At 63.7% G+C, this 18,444-nt stretch carries 12 protein-coding genes; 5 read left to right on the forward strand and 7 right to left on the reverse strand.

Going from position 1 to position 18,444, the window contains the following annotated elements:
* Nucleotides 1-233: 233 nt before the first annotated feature.
* On the reverse strand, nucleotides 234-686 hold the full coding sequence (dtd, locus tag N008_RS13040; RefSeq protein ID WP_044016578.1) for a D-aminoacyl-tRNA deacylase: 453 nt from the start codon (nucleotides 684-686) through the stop codon (nucleotides 234-236).
* A gap of 111 nt (nucleotides 687-797) precedes the next feature.
* Here dtd and N008_RS13045 point away from each other — a divergent pair, with 111 nt between their 5' ends.
* Complete coding sequence (locus tag N008_RS13045) at nucleotides 798-2,342, forward strand: hypothetical protein (RefSeq protein WP_156109310.1); 1,545 nt, start codon at nucleotides 798-800, stop codon at nucleotides 2,340-2,342.
* Nucleotides 2,343-2,540: 198 nt separating this feature from the next.
* Here the strand turns inward: N008_RS13045 and N008_RS13050 are convergent, their stop codons facing one another.
* From N008_RS13050 to N008_RS13065, 4 genes are all read right to left on the reverse strand, one after another.
* Nucleotides 2,541-3,905: a hypothetical protein gene (locus tag N008_RS13050; RefSeq protein ID WP_044016582.1), complete on the reverse strand. Its 1,365-nt coding sequence runs from the start codon at nucleotides 3,903-3,905 to the stop codon at nucleotides 2,541-2,543.
* A 46-nt stretch (nucleotides 3,906-3,951) separates the two neighbouring features.
* Nucleotides 3,952-5,205 carry an OmpP1/FadL family transporter gene (locus N008_RS13055; RefSeq protein WP_044016584.1) on the reverse strand — a complete coding sequence of 418 codons (1,254 nt, stop codon included), beginning with the start codon at nucleotides 5,203-5,205 and terminating at the stop codon, nucleotides 3,952-3,954.
* A gap of 172 nt (nucleotides 5,206-5,377) precedes the next feature.
* The gene (gene mltG, locus N008_RS13060) at nucleotides 5,378-6,382 is read right to left on the reverse strand and encodes an endolytic transglycosylase MltG (RefSeq protein WP_052381522.1); all 1,005 of its coding nucleotides are present in this window, start codon (nucleotides 6,380-6,382) and stop codon (nucleotides 5,378-5,380) included.
* Between the two features lie 423 nt (nucleotides 6,383-6,805).
* Nucleotides 6,806-8,290 carry a helix-turn-helix domain-containing protein gene (locus N008_RS13065; protein ID WP_044016588.1) on the reverse strand — a complete coding sequence of 495 codons (1,485 nt, stop codon included), beginning with the start codon at nucleotides 8,288-8,290 and terminating at the stop codon, nucleotides 6,806-6,808.
* A gap of 225 nt (nucleotides 8,291-8,515) precedes the next feature.
* Here N008_RS13065 and aceB point away from each other — a divergent pair, with 225 nt between their 5' ends.
* Nucleotides 8,516-10,147 (forward strand): malate synthase A, encoded by a 1,632-nt coding sequence (gene aceB, locus N008_RS13070; RefSeq protein ID WP_081910789.1) that lies wholly within the window; start codon nucleotides 8,516-8,518, stop codon nucleotides 10,145-10,147.
* Nucleotides 10,148-10,313: 166 nt separating this feature from the next.
* Nucleotides 10,314-11,594 (forward strand): isocitrate lyase, encoded by a 1,281-nt coding sequence (gene aceA / locus N008_RS13075; RefSeq protein WP_044016590.1) that lies wholly within the window; start codon nucleotides 10,314-10,316, stop codon nucleotides 11,592-11,594.
* 187 nt (nucleotides 11,595-11,781) lie between these two features.
* Here the strand turns inward: aceA and N008_RS13080 are convergent, their stop codons facing one another.
* Complete coding sequence (locus N008_RS13080) at nucleotides 11,782-12,951, reverse strand: ribonuclease D (protein WP_044016592.1); 1,170 nt, start codon at nucleotides 12,949-12,951, stop codon at nucleotides 11,782-11,784.
* Between the two features lie 285 nt (nucleotides 12,952-13,236).
* Between N008_RS13080 and N008_RS13085 the strand changes: the two genes are divergently transcribed.
* Together N008_RS13085 and N008_RS13090 are read left to right on the forward strand one after the other, a co-directional pair.
* On the forward strand, nucleotides 13,237-16,281 hold the full coding sequence (locus tag N008_RS13085; protein WP_044016594.1) for a SusC/RagA family TonB-linked outer membrane protein: 3,045 nt from the start codon (nucleotides 13,237-13,239) through the stop codon (nucleotides 16,279-16,281).
* 21 nt (nucleotides 16,282-16,302) lie between these two features.
* Entirely contained in the window at nucleotides 16,303-17,697 is a 1,395-nt protein-coding gene (locus tag N008_RS13090) for a RagB/SusD family nutrient uptake outer membrane protein (RefSeq protein WP_044016596.1), read from the forward strand.
* Nucleotides 17,698-17,878: 181 nt separating this feature from the next.
* Here N008_RS13090 and N008_RS13095 read toward each other — a convergent pair whose 3' ends face one another.
* Entirely contained in the window at nucleotides 17,879-18,346 is a 468-nt protein-coding gene (locus N008_RS13095; protein WP_044016598.1) for a hypothetical protein, read from the reverse strand.
* Nucleotides 18,347-18,444 lie beyond the last annotated feature (98 nt).

The following is an 18,444-nucleotide window of genomic DNA, read 5'->3' on the forward strand; positions in this document are numbered from 1 at the left end:
GAGTAACTGAGTAGTTGAGTAACTGAGTAGTTGAGTAACTGAGTAAAGAGTAGCCGAGTAGTTGGGTAAGGGAGTAACTGCTGTTACGCAGCGGCAGTAGCGCGAACTTTGTAGTTCGCGTCTCCGCGCCGTTCAAACGATTCCAGCGGCGCAGTAGCGCGAACTACAAAGTTCGCGCTACTGCCCTCAACGTTCTGCGCAAGCCGGAATAGCCTACTCAGTTACTCCCTTACTCAGCTACTCTCAGGCGAGTCCAGCACGATGGTGACGGGGCCGTCGTTGAGCAACTCCACCTGCATGTCGGCCCCGAATTCGCCGGTGGGTACGGGCTGGCCCAGCAGCTGCTCCAGCTGTTGCACAAACTGCTCGTAGAGCGGAATGGCAATCGGCGGCGGGGCGGCGCCGGTGTAGCTGGGACGGTTGCCTTTGCGGGCATCAGCCAGCAGCGTAAACTGGCTCACCACCAGCACCTGCCCGTCCACGTCCTGCACCGAGCGGTTCATCTTGCCTTCCTCATCGGAGAAGATGCGTAGCTGCGTGAGCTTGCGCGCCATCCAGTCGAGCGACGTAGCGGTGTCGGTGGGGGAGAAGCCGGCCAGCACCAGCAGGCCCGGCCCGATCTGGCCCGTAATGCGGCCTTCGACGGTAACGCTGGCGTGCCGGACGCGCTGAATAACGGTGCGCATAAGGTGGAGTGTGGGGTTGGTGGAGTGGTGGATTGGGGCAAAGATAGCGCTCCATGATCCGCCCGGGATGACTGTATCTTTGCCAACCCATCAACCCATCAACCCGCCATCTTGCGTCTGTCGTTTCGGTTGTCTGCTTTCTGGTTGCCGCTGCTTGCCCTGCTGGCCGTGGTGGCGGTGCGCCTGCACGGCCTGGGCCAGGTAGCGTTACCCGACTACGACTCAGTGCGCAACTGGCAGATTGTGCAGGAAGTGGCCCACGGCAACCTGCGCAACCTGTTTCACCACGGTAGCCCCGGCTTCTCGCTGCTCTACGCCCCGGTGGCCTGGCTAACCTCCGACTACCACGTGTTCCAGGGCCTGAACGGGCTGGTGGCCGTGGCGGCGCTGGGCTGGCTGGTGCAGTGGGTTGCCCGCGAATGGCGCCTCACCGCGCCGGAAACTGCCCTGCTGCTGCTGTTCACGGGTACCTCCGTGTTCCTCACCTTCTCCGGCCGCGACTTCACCATGGGCTCGTGGAGTTTGCTGCTGTTTGTGGGGCTGCTGCGGGCGCACTACCGGCGGCTGCAACAGCCCAGTGCGGCGGCGCTGCTGCGGGCGGCCGTGTGGCTGGCGGCCGGGCTCAGCATCAACTACAAATTTCTGCTCACGCTGCCCATTCTGCTGGTGCTGGAGCTGTTCTACGGTGGCCGGCTGCTCTGGCAGTGGCGCAACCTGGGGCGGGTGCTGCTGGTGCTGGCCGCGCCCTACGTGTTGCTGGGCGCGCTGGGCGCCGCCGGCGGAGTGCCGTGGTACCGGTGGCCGGCCGTGTACTACAACCTGGTGTTTCCGGGCGCCCAAAACGCCGCCGGCCGCACCGGCCACCTGCGCTTCGACGGGCTCTACTACCTGCGCTTCCTGCGCGACTTCGAGTCGCCGGTGCTGGGGCCAGGGCTGGCGGCGGGGCTGTGGCTGCTGAGGCGACGACTAGGGCGGTTAGGGCAGCTGGCGCGGCCGCGCTGGCCGTGGCCCGCGCCGGGGCTGGCGCTGTATCTGACGGTGTGGGCCGGTTGCTTTCTGGTGGGCATGTCGTTGCTGCTGAAAGCGCCGCGGGGGATGCTGCTGGCGTATCCGCTGCTGTACGTGCTGGCGTTTCTTGGGCTGCGGGAGCTGCTGCGCCGGTGGGCGGGGCCTGCGGTGGGGCAGGGGCTGCTGGCGGCCGTGATGCTGCTGGCCGTGGCGTTCAACCTCTTCCGGATTCAGCGCGAAATCTACGCTTACGCGCCCACCCGCTATGGGCAAGTGGCCGCCTGGCTGCAGCAGCAGCAGCCTGGGCCGGTGCGCGTGGCCAGCACCCTCAGCCTGGGAGTGGCCCCCTTCCTGGCTGCGTCTGACACTGTTTCGGTCATCGTGAAGGAAGCCGACCTCGCCCAGGCCCGCCGCCAGGGCATACAGTACGTGCTGCTCGACGCCACCTGGCGGGTCGTCAATGCCACCGCCTTCGACTCATTGCGCCGCCAGCCGCCGCTGGTCGCCTGGCCTGAGCCGCTGCTCACCGCGCCGCTGCTGTTCCTGGAGCATTCCGAGTACACCGGCCTCGGCTACGAAGAAACCCTGCAGCTGCAGCGCGCCGCCCAGGATTCCGCCCAGCTGCGCCTCTACCGCCTGCGGCCCTGATTATGATCTGGCCGGCGGCAGCCGCTGTTCAACTAACTGCCGGCCGCGCCTCTTCCACGATTCCACCAGCACAACGTCAACTGGCGACAACCGGTCGGACGGCTAACACCGTCTGACCGGCATATCTGCTTTGAACCCAGCAACAAAAAAGCAGCCCGAAGGCTGCTTTTTTACAAAAGGGAAGTACCAGCTGGCGGCTTACGGATTGGCCTGCGTGGGCAGGTTGTTCACGTTGATCAGCGGAATGCTGGTGTTGTAGCTTTCGTTGATTTTGCGTAGAAACACGTTGGCCAGCAGCGCATTGCCACGGGGCGTCAGCGTGGTGCGGTCCAGCGAGTAGAAGTTGCCGCGCACCAGCTCCGGCGTGTAGTTCACCCCGTTGATATTGATGTTGCCGGCCACCTGCGAAAACAGCGCGTCGTTGGTGTCGATGAGCGGCAGCTTGAACGTGGTGTTGGCCAGCGCCGCCATTCCCGTGCGGAAGTCCTCGGCCACCTGGCTGATGCGGGCTACTTCGAGGTAGTCCAGCACGTCGGCCCCGCTGACCGGGTTCTGGCGGCTGCCGTAGGGGCGGGTCTGGGGTGCGCCCGTCACCGACTCCAGCCGCCCGATGCGGCGCTGGCCGCTGGGCAGCACGTAGTCTTCACCCGAAACCACCTGAATGGCCCCTGTGAAGGCGCGCACAAACAGCGTGTCGTTGGCAGTAGCGGTGTTCTGGCGCAGACGCTGCTGCACGTCGAGGCCGCGGCTCAGGCGCAGGACAGGCAGGGTAGCCAGGGAAGGCGGCAGCGCCACCACGCCGGCGCGCCCGCCCGCCGACAGCTGGGCCAGCAGCAGCCGGGCATTGGCTGTGAGGGTCGATGCGGAAGGCAGCGGACCGCAGTTGCCGCCGCTCACCACGTAGGGCAGCAGGTCATCGAGGCCCGCGAAAAACGTGAAGAACGAGGCGTTGGCGCTGGCCGTCGTTACCACCTGCAGGTAAGTGCGGTTGTCGTTGGCCGGCAGCAGCCGCTCGAAATAAGGGTTGAACAGACCGATGCGGGTGAGGTTGGCCGTGTTGCCAAGGCCCGCGATGCTGATCTGGCTGAGGCGCAGGCCAGACACGCCCAGGTTCTGCGGCAGCGTGGCGCCCGCACGGGGGTAGAGGTACAGCGTATCGGCGCCGTTGCAGCCGGTGGTGTTGACGAAGCGGGCCAGCGTGGCGGCCGGCTTCACGCGGGTCGTGCGGGGCAGGCCGTTGGCCTCAAACCCGGCCAGCGTGAGGTAGCCGGTGCCGGCTCCGTCGGCCAGCAGCGGCTGGGTGAAGGTGGCGTTGGCATCTACCTTGGCAAACTGCCCGGCAATCAGGTTGGCGTAGGAATACGACTGGCTGGCGCTCGTCAGGCCGCCATCGGCAAAACCAGCCGTGTAGGAGTCGCCGACGGCCAGGTAGCGGGTCAGGTCGAGGCCATTGCTGCTCAGGGCGGGCACGGGCTGGTCGGGCGAGCAGCCCGCCAGCAGCAGCAGGGCGCCGGCCGTAGCGGGCAGCGCCGCCCGCAGAATTGAAGTAGAAAAAGTATGCACTAAAGTCAGGCCTTAAATGAGAAGGGAAGCGGGCATGAGCCGCCGACTACTTAACCGGGCTGGCCGCACGGCCCCCAAACGAGTAGGAAAGCCCCACAGCCGCCGTCTGTACCGCCGTGCGGTACGAGCCGTCGATGTTGCTTACCACGTCGCGCGACGGGTTCACGCGGGCGCGCCGCTCGCCGCCCTGGGCGTAGCTGTAGGCCAGATCCAGCAGCAGGTTGGATTTCAGCGCCAAACTCAAGCCCACGGAGCCCCCGAGCAGGTTGGCGTCGGGTAGGTCGGGCGAGATAAACTCGTCGCGCACGGGCGTTTCGTCGTAGCTCACGCCGCCGCGCACGCTCAGGTTGGGCGTTACGGTATACTCGGCGCCTACGCGGAAGGCCATGGCGTCTTCGTAGCGGCGGCCGGCCGTCACGCGGGAAGCATTATCCAGCTCGAAGTTCAGCGAATCGTAGCGGCTCCAGCTGGTGAGGTGAAAGTCAAACGTCACCAGCAGGTTCTTGGTCATGCGGTCGGCCATACCCACGGCCAGGGTGGAAGGCAGCTCCAGATCGGTGCGGAAGCCGGCCCGGGCCGGGAACTGCGCGGCATCCCGCTCCGGAATGTTGGCGTAGGCGGCCTCGCCGTTGCGTACTTTCAGCGTCACGGGCGTACGGTAGCTGATGCCGAAAGCCAGGTTGTCGGCGGTGCGGCCATACAGGCCCACATTGGCGCCGTAGCCGCTGCCGCTGCCCGTAAACAGGGCCTGGGCGGTTGGGTCGTCGTACTGGCCCAAAGCGCGCTGCTGGCGCATGTCGCCGTAGGCATAAATCATGCCGGCACCCAGGCTGAAATTCTCGCTGAGCTGGTAGCCTACCGTGGGCTGCACATACAGGCTGGTAAAGCGGGCTTCCTGCACCACGCTACGGCCCTCCCAGTTCGAAGGCCACTTAGTGTTGTAGCCGAAGGGCTGATTAACACTCAACCCCACGCTGAATTTGCTGTTGAGGCGCGTGGCGGCGTAGAAGTAGCCGCTCGGCTGGGGCTGCAGCTCCTGGCGCGTAAGGCGCCGCGAGTCGGTGCCTACAAACGAGGACAGCCGCGCCGTGCCCAGGCCGCCCACGCTCACGTGGGTCAGCGAGTCGAGGTGGCCCAGCGCCCCAGGATTGTAGTAGAGCACGGCAATGTCGCGCACGTACGCCGTACCAGCCCCGCCCAGCCCCAGCAGGCGCGCACTCTGCGGCGCCGACTGAAAGCCGCCAGCGGTGGCGGAAAGCGAAAGAAACAGAAAACCAGAAAGAAAGTAATGACGCGCCATGCAGACAGGGTTTCGGACAATAGGCCGCAAAGGTAGCGTTCTGAGGTGATTAAGTGAGTAGGCCGCTAAGGGATTACGCGGGAAATTCCACCGGCCGCTTCTGCGGTCTGCAGCGCCCCGGATACGCCCTGCCGCGCGGGCTTTTTCCAACGTTTCCCGCGCGTGCTCCGGGCTAGCGCTTCACGCCGAGGCTGTCCAGCGCGTGCTGGTAGCGGCGGGCGTTCTGGCGGTGCTCGGCGTAGGTTTCGGCGAAGTCGGAGAAGCCGCTCAGGTCGGCGCGGGCGCAGAAAAACAGGTAGCGGTGCGCCGCCGGCCGCAGCACCGCATCCAGGCTCTGGCGGTTGGCCGACGTGATGGGGCCGGGTGGCAGGCCCTTGTGGCGGTAGGTGTTGTAGGGCGAGTCCACCAGCTTGTCGCGATTGAGCACCCGCTTCACCCCAAAGTTGCCGATGGCCCACAGCAGCGTAGGGTCGGCCTGGAGGCGCATGCCGCGCCGCAGCCGGTTGAGGTACACGCCCGCAATAACCGGCTTGTCCTCTTTCTTGGCCGTTTCGCGCTGCACGATGCTGGCCAGCACGTGCACCTCGGGCACGGTCAGCTGCAGCGAATCGGCCCGCTGGCGGCGCTGCGCGGTCCAGAAGCGGCGGTGCGTGGCCGCGGCTGAATCCAAGAACGTGCGCGCCGAGGTGTTCCAGAAGGCCCGGTAGGGGCCGGGCAGAAACAGCGTCAGGATGGTGGTGGTGTCGAGCTGGTAGCGGCGGCGCAGGTAGGCATTGTTCTGCAGCAGCCGGCGCAGCTCCAGCGAGTCGGCCTCCAACTGCCGGCTGATCTGGCGCGTGAGCTGGGGCTTGTACTTGAAGGCGTCGAGCGTGAAGGCCACCGTGTCCTGGCGGCCGGCCAGCAGCATCTCCAGCAGCGCGGCGTTGCCGAGGCCGGGCGCCAGCCGGTAGCGGCCGGGGCGCACGTGGGCCGGATACTCGCGCTGCGTGGCCAGCCACTCAAACGTGCCGGGGTCGCGCAGCAGCTCCTGCCGCCGCAGCGAGTCGCGCACGGCCGGCCAGCCCGCGCCCGTCCGGATGTACAGATACGCGGCCCCGTACGGCGACTCGGCCACGTTGGGCTGCCACAGCACGCGCCACGCGCCGTATAGCGCCGCGCCGCCAGTTAGTAGCAGCACAACAAGCACAAACCAAAGCCAAGAGCGGGCAGCAGTAGTCAAAAGCAGCAGAGAACAGTGAAACCAAAGTCCCAAAGGTAACGCGCCGCGCGGCTGTGGCCCGGACTTCAGTCCGGCGCCCGAAACCGTTCGAACGGCGCGGGGACGTCAACTGCACAATTCGCGCTACTGCCAATCGCGCTGCTCAAGGAAGGGTGCTGCGTGAAAGTGATGTTCAGTAGCCACGGGCTCCGGACTAAAGTCCGGGCCACAGCCACGCGGCGCGGTTCCGCATGGCCGCTACGCGGCCGCCGGTTCGGAAACCGGCCCGGCGGGGCGGCGTACGGTCTTGCCGACTTTGTCGGCGCAGACCGTCGCCAGCGCAGTCGTCGCCACCACTACGAACTACGAGCGACTAATAACTAACAACGAGCAACCAAAAACCTACTCGCCGTTGACCAGGGCCGCAATGGCTTCAGCGGCTTCCTGCTGGCTCTGGCGGCGCGCAATTTCCACGGGCGGCGCGGCCCGTACTTCGCAGTCGGGGATGGAGCACCGCTCGCAGGTTTCGTTGACGCGCTTCTGTACGATGGCCGGGTCGTTGAGGAACTGCACTTTCTGGCGCAGGTTGTCGTCGCAGAGCAGGCCCACGGTTACGCTCACCGCCGGCTCGTTGGCTGTGCCGGCGCGGGCCAGCGAGAGGCACAGGTACTCGTCTTCGTTGGGGTAGCGCGAGCGTTGGGTGCCCAGCACGAAGGCCGGCGCCGGGCCGGCCGCCTGCTCCCGCGCCTCCCGGATCAGGCGAATGGACACCCAGCGGCGGCAGTATTTCTCGTGCAGCTCGTTGCCGTGCGGGTTGTGCAGGCGCGACAGATGCAGCTCCTTGCTCAGCAGGTAGGCCGCGTCGGCATCGGCTTGGTCGAAGCGCAGGAAAAACAAACTCTGGATACCGAAGTAGCGCGGCAGCAGGTTGGTGATGCGCTGCATGAACATCTCCGGCGACACGTCATACTTCGTGAGCATAGCCTGCAGCAGCTCCGGTTGCCAGGTGGCCTGCCCGAAAAAGTCCTGCAGGTCGCGCACCAGGCTTTCTTCCTCCATCAGCAGCGCCCCGGCGAAATAAGACGCCTTGAAGTTGTTGAGCACCTCATCGAAGGAATGCACCGGGAAGGTGGCATTCACGTAGGGCCGCTCCTTCAGATTGAGGTAGTTGAAAGCCACCTCCCGGCCCAGCACAAACGACTCCTGTGCCTTGCTCAAACCCGGCCGCAGCAGCAGCGTGCGGGTTTTGGGCTGGAACACCGACCGCAGCCGGCCCAGCGCCGCGTACTCCGCCAGCTTCTCCCGGTCGAGGCGGTAGCCGTATTTCTGGCTGAGCACCCGCTCCAGCTGGGTGGTGTCGAAGGGAGCCCGGGTGCTCAGGTTCTGCTCGCCGCAGAAGGTTCGTACGTCCTGCTCCAGCTCCTCGAAGTAGTTGTCGTGCATCTCCTGGTAAGAGCGCAACGCGGCCAGAAAAAAGCTTTCCTGCCGCATTTCGTAGTTGCGGGCTATTTCGAAGATGGTGCTGATGAAGGCGTTCATCTTGGCCGGCGCGTCGGCAATCAGCTCCACGATGCGCAGCGGGTCCAGCCCGAACATCTCCAGCGGAAATTCCTTCAGCAGATCCGACTGCAGCAGCTCCGAAATCGGCTCCAGCCGCCGGCTCAGCGTCAGAGACGTGAGCTGGTCGTAGCTGACGCCCAGTACCTTGCTCAGGCCCAGAATCTTGTCAGCCTTGGGGTATTTCTTGCCTTTCTCAATCTCATTGAGGTAGGATACCGACACGTCGCAGGCCCGGGCCAGCTCGGCGGGCGTGAAGCCGCGCTCCTGGCGCAGCTCGCGCAGTTTCAGCCCGAAAATGAGTCGGACAACCTGACCGTGGCTTAGCATTTATATAGGAGAGATGGGTAGAAGCAGGAGAGGAGAGCGGACGGGGAGCGGCGCGTGCCAGCAAAAAATGGCGGCGGTGCGGCATCCGGAACCGCGCAAATCAACGCAAATTCAATGGGTTATAAAAATTAGCGAAAATTCGCTTGTTTAATAAAATTCGCTGAGCTACGTTTGTTCTGTCCTCAGCGTAGGGCCCCGATTGTTCTCACATTCAACCGATTCCCCATGTTACCCTTCGCCGACCTCGAACCTGCCGTAGCTGCTCCCGCCTTCCTGACGCCGGAGCGCGTGAAAATCACTGGGGCGTATTCGCCGGAGTTTGCTGAAATCCTGACGCCGTCGGCGCTGGCGTTTGTGGCCGAGCTGCACCGCCGCTTCGACCACACGCGGCAGGCGCTGCTTAAGCGCCGCGAGGAGCGGCAGCAGGCATTTGAGGCCGGCCAGCTGCCCGACTTTCTGCCCGAAACGCGCCTGATCCGCGAAAAGCCCTGGACCGTGGCCCCCATCCCGGCCGACCTGCAGGACCGCCGGGTGGAAATCACGGGGCCCGTCGAGCGGAAGATGATCATCAATGCCCTGAACTCGGGGGCGAAGGTGTTCATGGCCGATCTGGAGGATTCCAACTCGCCCACCTGGGCCAACGTGGTGGAAGGCCAGCGCAACCTGCGCGACGCCGTGCGGCGCACCATTTCGCTGAGCACGCCCACCAAAGAGTACAAGCTGAACGAGCAGACCGCCGTGCTGATGGTGCGCCCCCGCGGCTGGCACCTGCTGGAAAAGCACATGCTGGTGGATGGCGAGCCGGTCAGTGCCGCCTTCTTTGATTTCGGGCTCTACTATTTCCACAACGCCCACGAGCTGTGCGCCCGCGGCACGGCCCCGTATTTCTACCTGCCCAAAATCGAGAGCCACCTGGAAGCCCGCCTCTGGAACGACGTGTTTGGGTTTGCGCAATGGTCGCTGAAGCAGCAGAAGTGCACCATCAAGGCCACGGTGCTGATTGAAACGCTGCCGGCCGCCTTCGAGCTCAACGAAATACTGTATGAGCTGCGCGAGCACAGCGCCGGCCTCAACTGCGGCCGCTGGGACTACATTTTCAGCTACATCAAGCGCCTGGGCCTGAAGCCCGAATTCCGCCTGCCCAACCGCGCCGACGTGACCATGGCTGTGCCGTTCATGGCCTCTTACTCGCAGCTCGTCATCCAGACCTGCCACCGCCGCGGCGTGCATGCCATCGGGGGCATGGCCGCCCAGATTCCCATCAAGAACAACCCCGAAGCCAACGAAGCCGCGCTGGAGAAAGTCCGGCTGGACAAGGTGCGCGAGGCTCGCAACGGCCACGACGGCACCTGGGTGGCCCACCCCGGCCTGGTGCCGGTGGCGCTGGCGGTGTTTGATGAGCTGATGCCCGAGCCCAACCAGATTGCCAACAAGCGCGAAGATCTGGTGGTAACGGCCGAAGACCTAGTGCGCGCCCCGCAAGGCCAGATCACCGAGGAAGGCGTCAAGCTCAACATCGACGTGGCGGTGCAATACTTGGAATCGTGGCTGGGCGGCAACGGCTGCGTGCCCATCTACAACCTGATGGAAGACGCCGCCACCGCCGAAATCAGCCGGGCGCAGGTGTGGCAGTGGCTGCACACGCCCGGCACCGTACTCGCCGACGGCCGTCCGCTCACGGTGGAGCTCTACCGCAGCCTGGTGCCCGGCCAGCTGGAGAAAATCCGGGCGCTGGTAGGGGAGGAGCGCTACGCTGCTGGCCGCTACATCGAAGCTGCCCGTCTGTTCGATAAGCTGGTGATGAGCGAGAAATTCATCGAGTTCCTGACCGTAGCCGCCTACGAGCAGCTGCTCTAGCTGTCATTCCGAGCGGAGCGAGGAATCTGGGTAGCCTCGCAGCACGGCTACCAGATTCCTCGCTTCGCTCGGAATGACACTCGACACTTCCTGACTTAAAAAAGCCGCTCCGCGAGCCGGCCGGCTACGCTTTTGCCTTCACTTTCACCCTTTTATTCCAACTACCATGAACAAGCAGGAACGCATTGCCGCTATCAAGCAGGACTGGGCCACAAATCCGCGCTGGAAAGGAATCGAGCGGCCCTATACCGCCGAGGAAGTAATGAAGCTGCGCGGCTCGGTGCAGATTGAGTACTCGCTGGCCCGCCAGGGCGCCGAGCGGCTCTGGCAGCTGCTGCACACCGAGCAGTATGTGGCCGGCCTCGGCGCCCTCACCGGCAACCAGGCCGTGCAGGAAGTACAGGCCGGCCTCAACGCCATCTACCTGAGTGGCTGGCAAGTGGCGGCCGATGCCAACGGCGCCGGCCAGATGTACCCCGACCAAAGCCTGTACCCTGCCGACAGCGTGCCGGCCGTGGTGAAGCGCATCAACAACGCCCTGCTCCGCGCCGACCAGATTCAGAGCGTATCCGGCGAGGGCGACGTGCACTGGATGGTGCCAATTGTGGCCGACGCCGAGGCCGGTTTCGGGGGCAACCTCAACGCCTTTGAGCTGATGAAGATGATGATTGAGGCCGGGGCCGCTGGCGTGCATTTCGAGGACCAGCTGTCGTCGGCGAAGAAGTGCGGGCACCTGGGCGGCAAGGTGCTGGTGCCCACGCAGGAGGCCATCAACAAGCTGGTGGCGGCCCGCCTGGCAGCCGACGTGATGGGCGTGCCCACCCTGGTAGTGGCCCGCACCGACGCCGACGCCGCCGACCTGCTCACGGCCGACGTGGACCCGCGCGACCAGCCGTTCATTCTGCAGGAAGCCGAGCGCACCTCCGAGGGCTTCTACCGGGTGCGCTGCGGCGTGGAGGCCGGCATTGCCCGCGGCCTGGCCTACGCCCCCTACGCCGACCTCATCTGGATGGAAACCTCGCACCCCGACCTGGAGCAGGCCCGCCAGTTCGCTGAGGCTATTCATGCGCAGTTTCCAGGCAAGCTGCTGGCTTACAACTGCTCGCCCTCGTTCAACTGGGCCGCCAAATTGAGTGTGGAGCAGATGGAAACCTACCGCGAGGAACTGGCTGCCATGGGCTACAAGTTTCAGTTCATCACGCTGGCCGGTTTCCATGCCCTCAACACCAGCATGTTTGAGCTGGCGCTGGCCTACAAAGCGCGGGGTATGGCCGGATACTCTGAACTGCAGGAGCGGGAGTTTGCGCTGCAGAAGCACGGTTTCAAGGCCGTGAAGCACCAAAGCTTCGTGGGCACCGGCTACTTCGATGCCGTGCAGAACGTGGTAACCAGCAACCTCACCAGCACCGCCGCCCTGGTCGGCAGCACCGAGGAAGCGCAATTCTAGAACGCGGATTTTGTGGATTAAGCGGATTGGTCGGATTTCGGTGACGATTGACGGACCATTAAAAACAGAAGAGGCTTGCCACACGGCAAGCCTCTTCTGTTTTTATGTGCCCAGGGACAGTGAAACTGGCAACAAACGAATCGTCACCGAAATCCGACCAATCCGCTTAATCCACAAAATCCGCGATTCAGAAAGCAGTGGCGATGCTCTGGTAGTCGAGGCCGTGGCGCTGGGTGGTTTCCTGCAGGATGGTTTTCTGCCAGGGGCGCAGCACCTGGTCGGCACCCAGCTCGATGATGTCGGCCACGAGGCGGTTGGACAGCACCAGGTTGGCCACGTAGCCATTGTGGTCAGTGGTGATGTGGTTTTTGAGCTGAAGCAGCAACTGCTCGCGGGCATCGGCGCGGTTGGCCTTCTCGCCGCTGAGGCGGCGGCGGAACGGGAAGCGGCGCTGTTCGCCCGTGGCGGCCGGCTCCGGTACGGCCACGAAATTGTCGGGCGAGAGGGCCGTGAGCTGCTCCAGATATGGGGTACGCTTCAGCTCAGGGTGCAGGCCGCGGGCGTTTTTCCAGTCGTTGAGGCTGCGGGGCGTGTCGCGCACCAGCTCCGGCAGCCGCTCGTTGGCAAACACCATGTAGGGCGGCCGGTCGATCTGGCGGGCTACCTGGTCGCGGAGCATGTACAGGTCGCGGAACAGGGGCATTTCCTGGGGCAGGATGCGGTATTTGCCGGCCACGCGCAGGTACGGGCGCTCGTCGCGGGTGTAGCGCACTTCTTCCAGGGCCGCGTTCTCCTCGTCGGCCCAATGCAGGCGGCCCAGGGCGGCCAGCTTGTCGCGAAGGCGGTCGGCCAGCTCGAACAGGTAGAGCACGTCGTTGGCGGCGTAGAGCTTCTGCGCTTCCGTGAGCGGACGCTTCAGCCAGTTGGACTTCTGCTCGCCCTTGTCCACTTCCAGCCCCAGCTCGGCCTGAATCAGGCGGCCCAGCGAGATATTGTTGTCCGACTCGGCTAGCAGGGTGTATTGCACGCTGGTATCGGTGATGTTGCGCACGTGCACGCCGTAGAGCTCATCGAGCAGCAGAATATCCGACTTGCAGGAGTGGAACACCTTTTCCACGGCCGGGTCGCGCAGAATGGCCCAGAGGGGCTCCAGGTCGTGGGCGGGGTTGGTGAGCGGCAGCGGGTCGATGAGCAGCATAGCTTGGCCATCAAAAATCTGAATCAGCGCCAGATTGCGGCCATAGCGGTGGCGCATGTCGTCAAACTCCAGGTCGATGGCAATGCGGGGGGCCGTGCTGAGTGCCAGGGCGGCCTGCTGCACTTCTGCAGCGGTGGTAAGGTACTGAATGGCAGACATTCGCAAACAGGGGAAGAGAGCGGCAGACAACGCCGGCCGCTGGGTACTGGCCGGGCCAACTCCGGTAAAGGTAGCTAGTCGCTACACGCAAACCCAACCAGTTATTAAAGGCCGGTTAAAGTCAGTAAGTAGCATGTTAAAAAATATATGATGATTTTGCGTGCAAATTTGTGGCCTTGAGCATCTAGTGAAAGGTGTTGTAGGCTTTAGTTGTCATTGTTTTTCCATCTGGCGGTCTTGCCGGATATTTTTCACTCTAATAGGCTCTTATCAGAGTCAGGTAGTATGAAACAAACTTCACTCATTCCTATACTGTGCGCCGTTGCAGCGGCTACGTCGGTGCCCGCTATGGCGCAGACGCGGGCCGTAACCGGCCGCATCACGGGTGCCGACGGCACCGGCCTGCCCGGTGTGACGGTGCTGGAGCGCGGCACCACCAACGGCGCCAGCACCAGCGCCGACGGCAGCTTCTCGCTGACCGTGCAGCCCGGCGCCACGCTGGTGGTTAGCTCCATCGGCTACAACACCCAGAACATTGTGGTAGGCGACCGGACCACGGTGGCCATCACGCTGCAGGAAAACTCAGTGGCCCTGAGCGAGGCTGTGGTTATCGGCTACGGCAGCCAGGCCAAATCGGAGCTGACCGGCTCCGTGACGCAGGTAATGGCCAAGGACGTGCAGAACGTGCCGACCGTGAGCTTCGAGCAGGCCATCCAGGGCCGCACGCCGGGCGTGCAGATCAACCAGGGCTCGGGCAAGCTGGGCGCCGGCGTTAACATCCGGGTGCGGGGTTCGTCGTCGGTGACGGCCTCCAACCAGCCGCTGTACGTTATCGACGGTATTCCCGTGACGTCCAACGACGTGGGCGTGGCATTTGGCGAAACCACCAACCCGCTGGCCGACCTCAACCCCAACGACATTGAAAGTATCTCGATTCTGAAGGATGCCGCCTCGTCGGCCATCTACGGCTCGCGCGCTTCCAACGGCGTGGTGCTGGTGACCACCAAAAAAGGCCGCCAGGGCCAGACCCGCGTGAACGTGGGCGCTTACTTTGGCCGCAGTGAGGCTACCCGCACCCGCGAATTCCTCAACGCGGCCCAGTACAAGGAGCTGTTCGGCGAAGCCATCACCAACGCCTCGCTGATTGACGACTCCTACATCAACTTCTTCTACGGCGCGAATCCGGACCTGGCAGAAGTGTTTGCCAGCGAAGCCGGCATCGACTACAACTCGACGCTGGACACCGACTGGGCCGGGGCCGCGTTCCGCAAGGGCAAGGTGGCGCAGTACGATTTCAACGTGAGCGGCGGCGACGCCAAGACGCGTTTCTTCATCAGCAGCACCTACAACGACCAGACCGGTATCATCATCGGCAACCGTTACCGCCGGGGCAGCTTCCGCGCCAACCTCGACCACAGCATCAGCGACAAGATGCGCGTGGGCGTGAACGTGTCGCTGGTACGCTCCATCAACGACCGGGTAGCCGACGACAACGACTTCGCCAACCCCGTGCAGCTGAACGCCCTGCCGCCGCTGCAGGCCAAGTACCTGGCCAACGGCAAGGTGAACCAGAGCACGCTCTACTACAACAACTTAGCGGAGTTGGGCTCCACCAACCGTTCGGGCAACTACCGCTCGTTCAGCTCGGCCTACCTGTCGTACAACCCCATCAAGGAGCTGACGCTGCGCACCGAAGTGGGCGGTGACTTCCTCAACATCAACGAGGAGCTGTACCGCGGCGTGGAAACCGAAACCGGCCGCTCGCGCAATGGCTACGCCTTCGAGAGCCAGGGCAACGTGGTGAACTACACCACCAACAACACGGCCACCTACGCCACCAGCTTCAACGAAGACCACTCGGTTGAGGCCCTGGCTGGTTTCTCGTTCCAGCGCTACAACCAGAAGTCGGTATCGTCGGAGGGCACCACGTTCCCGAACGACCAGTTCCGCAAGATTGCCAGCGCCGCCAAAATCACGGCCGGCGACTCGCGCGTGAACGAGTACGTGTTCCTGTCGTACTTCGGCCGCCTGAACTACAACTTCCGCGAGAAGTACCTGCTGTCGGGTAGCATCCGGGCCGACAAGTCGTCGCGCTTCGGGGCCGACAAGCGCACCGGCATTTTCCCGGCCGGCTCGGCAGGTTGGGTGGTTTCCAACGAAGACTTTCTGCGCGACAACAGCGTGGTGAGTTTGCTGAAGCTGCGCGCCTCATACGGCCTGACCGGCAATGCCGAAATCGGTAACTACTTCTCGCGCAGCCTCTACGAAGCCGTACCTTACGCTGACCAGGCCGGTATCCGGCCCACGCAGCTCGGCAACGACGTACTGACCTGGGAGAATACGGCGCAGGCCGACCTGGGCCTGGAGTTCGGCTTCCTCAACAACCGTATTTCGGGTGAGGTGGACGTGTACCAGAAAAACACCAGCGACCTGCTGCTGGCCCGCCAGCTGCCCTACACCGGCGGCTACAACAACATCTACAAGAACCTGGGCGAGATGCGCAACCGGGGCCTGGAGGTGTCGCTGAACACGCGCAACATCGACAACGCGTTCAAATGGACCACCAACTTCAACATCTCGTTTAACCGCAACGAAATCACGGACCTGAGCGGTCAGGAAATCGTGTCGGGCGGCCGCAACCTGAGCCGCGTGCGCGTGGGTGAGCCTATCGGCGTGTTCTACGGCGTGAAGTACGCCGGCGTAGACCCGGAAAACGGCGACGCCCTGTTCTTCGACGCCGACGGCAACACCACCAATGTGTACAGCCAGGGCGCGGTGCAGCGCATCGGCAACCCCAACCCTAAGTACACGGGCGGCTTCAACAACACGTTCAGCTATAAAGGCTTCGAGCTGGGCGTGCTCACGCAGTTCACTTACGGCAACGACATCTACAACATTGCCGGGGTGTACCAGTCGGTGAACGGCGACTACTTCGACAACCAGACCCTCGACCAGCTGACGCGCTGGCAGAAGCCGGGCGACATCACCAAGGTACCGCAGGCCCGCTACTTCGAGAGCAACGGCACGCAGGTATCGTCGCGCTGGATTGAGGACGGCTCGTTCTTCCGCCTCAAAAACGTAACGCTGGGCTACACCGTGCCGGCCGAGCTGGCCAAGAAAGCCTTCCTGCAGTCGGCCCGCGTGTACGTGACCGGCCAGAACCTGCTGACCCTGACCGACTACAACGGCTACGACCCCGAGGTAAACACGGGCTTTGTGGGCGGCAACACGGCGGCAGGCGTGCAGAGCGGCAACTATATCCTGGGCCACGACTTCTACACGCCGCCACTGGCTAAAACGTGGCTGGTGGGTCTGAACCTCGGTTTTTAAATCTTAACGACGACCTTCCTCATGAAAATATCTTCTTTTAGCCGCACTGCCGCCCTCGGGCTGTTCCTGACGCTGGGCCTGTCGGCGTGCGAAAAGCAGCTGGACCTGGACCCCCGCCAATCCGTTGACGCCGCCACCGCTCTGGACTCGCCCGAGAAGGTGCAGAGCGCGCTGGTGGGCGCCTACGCCCGCCTGGGCACCGGCAACCTCTACGGCACCAACTTCACGCTGCTGCCCGAGCTGCTGGCTTCCGACAACTATGTGCTGTGGCAGGGCACGTTCACCAGCTACCGCGACGTGTTCCGCCGGCAGCTGACCAACAACAACACCGAGGCCACCCGCACCTGGCAGCTGGCCTACCAGACCATCAACTTCACCAACCTGATTCTGGAGGCCCTGCCCGTGGTGACGGACGCCGACGATAAGGCCCAGTACGAAGGCGAGGCCCGCTTTATCCGCGGCGCCTTGTTCTTTGAGCTGGTGCGCCTCTACGGGCTGCCCTACCAGGCTGGCCTGGCCAACCCCGGCGTGCCCCTGGCCCTGACGGCCAACAAAACCGAAGAGCAGGCTTCCCAGCAGATTGCCCGCGCCACTGTAGGCGAAGTATACACGCAGGTGCTGGCCGACCTGCGCGCCGCCGAGCAGCTGCTGCCCGAGGAAAACCCGCGCGGCAACGGCCGAGTAAACAAATTCTCGGCGAAAGCCATGCTGGCCCGGGTATACCTGCAGCAAGGCAACTACGCGCAGGCCCGCAACCTGGCCAACCAGGTGATTGAGGACGGCGCCAATGTGGGCCTGGACCTGACGCCGTCGGTGACGGCGCCGTTCCGAGTGCGCAACTCGTCGGAGTCGCTGTTTGAGATTCAGCAAAACGACCAGTACAACGCCGGCACCGCCAACGACGGGCTGACCACCTTCTTTGCGCCGTCCAACAAAGGCCGCGGCGACGTAGCCGTGCTGGACCCGTTCCTGGCTCTGTTTGAGCCCAACGACCTGCGTGGGCCGGACGCCGGGCTGCTGTTCACGGAAGATACCGGTGGCCGTGCCGGCCGCATCCGGACCACCAAGTGGAACGAGTTTGGCCAGAACCTGCCCATCATCCGTTTGGCTGAGATGTACCTGACGCGCGCCGAAGCCAACTTTGAGTTGGGCTCTGCCGTGGGCGCCACGCCGCTGGTTGATATCAACACCATCCGGGAGCGGGCCAATGCCACCCCGCTGACGACTGTCACGCTCAACGACATCCTGCTGGAGCGTCAGCTGGAGCTGGCCTTCGAGGGCGTCCGGATTCACGACATCAAGCGGCGGCAGCGCACCACCGGTACGCTGGCCTGGAACAGCCCGCGCCTGGTGTTCCCGATTCCGCTCTACGAGCTGAACCTCAACAAAGCCCTGGTACAGAACCCCGGCTACTAGCCGACGCTCCGCGCTTCACTAAAAAAAGCCGCTCCACATATGTGGAGCGGCTTTTTTTAGTGGCAAACCCAGCCCGCTGAGCGCTCAGGCAATCAGCAAAATCATGTGGCGGTATAAAACCTGACCACTGAGTACCCGGCTCAGGCTGTGGAGTAGCCCCGGTGGGGCCTGGTTGCGTTGCTTACTCGTAGTCGTCTTCGTCGCGCTCGAAATCCAGGGTGGCGGCCAGGGCGGTGGCCTCCCGGATGACGTCGTCCATCAGGGCCTGGGAGTCGGCGTCGAGGGTGCGCTCGAACAGGTTCAGCAGCAGCTCGCCTTCGTCGTTGACGTAGAGGTTGGTGTAGAGGCGCTCGAAGGCCTTGGCCTCCTTGTGCATCACGTTGTCGATTTCGGCGATGGAGCGGGCCTGCAGGGCGCGGTTCAGGGCCTCTACCACTTTGCGGCTGTCATCGTTGTCGCCGAGGTCGGAGAGCAGCTGCAGGATGCTCATGGCCGTAGCCAGCCGCACCCGCTCAAACCGAAACGACAAGTCGCGGGCCGGAGCCTGCTGCAGCTCGCTGTAGGCGGCCAGGGTGGTTGGAGCAAGAAAAGGGGCCGGGTTGGGCACGCGGCGAAACGCTTCATGCAGTAAGTCTTCGAATGCGGGCATAGCAGCAGGGAAACCTGGCGCCAGCTGCCTGAAAAAAGCCGCTGACGGTTACGGAAAAGGAAAAGCAGGCAGGATATTTTGTAACCCTACGCCGCAAA

This window comes from Hymenobacter sp. APR13, assembly GCF_000737515.1.
Classification (GTDB): Bacteria; Bacteroidota; Bacteroidia; order Cytophagales; family Hymenobacteraceae; genus Hymenobacter.

Coding starts and splice junctions, on each gene's coding strand:
- aceA (WP_044016590.1), top strand. CDS start 10,314: ATGAACAAGCAGGAACGCATTGCCGCTATCAAGCAGGACTGGGCCACA.
- N008_RS13085 (WP_044016594.1), top strand. CDS start 13,237: ATGAAACAAACTTCACTCATTCCTATACTGTGCGCCGTTGCAGCGGCT.
- N008_RS13095 (WP_044016598.1), bottom strand. CDS start 18,346: ATGCCCGCATTCGAAGACTTACTGCATGAAGCGTTTCGCCGCGTGCCC.
- N008_RS13055 (WP_044016584.1), bottom strand. CDS start 5,205: ATGGCGCGTCATTACTTTCTTTCTGGTTTTCTGTTTCTTTCGCTTTCC.
- aceB (WP_081910789.1), top strand. CDS start 8,516: ATGTTACCCTTCGCCGACCTCGAACCTGCCGTAGCTGCTCCCGCCTTC.
- N008_RS13090 (WP_044016596.1), top strand. CDS start 16,303: ATGAAAATATCTTCTTTTAGCCGCACTGCCGCCCTCGGGCTGTTCCTG.
- N008_RS13080 (WP_044016592.1), bottom strand. CDS start 12,951: ATGTCTGCCATTCAGTACCTTACCACCGCTGCAGAAGTGCAGCAGGCC.
- dtd (WP_044016578.1), bottom strand. CDS start 686: ATGCGCACCGTTATTCAGCGCGTCCGGCACGCCAGCGTTACCGTCGAA.
- N008_RS13065 (WP_044016588.1), bottom strand. CDS start 8,290: ATGCTAAGCCACGGTCAGGTTGTCCGACTCATTTTCGGGCTGAAACTG.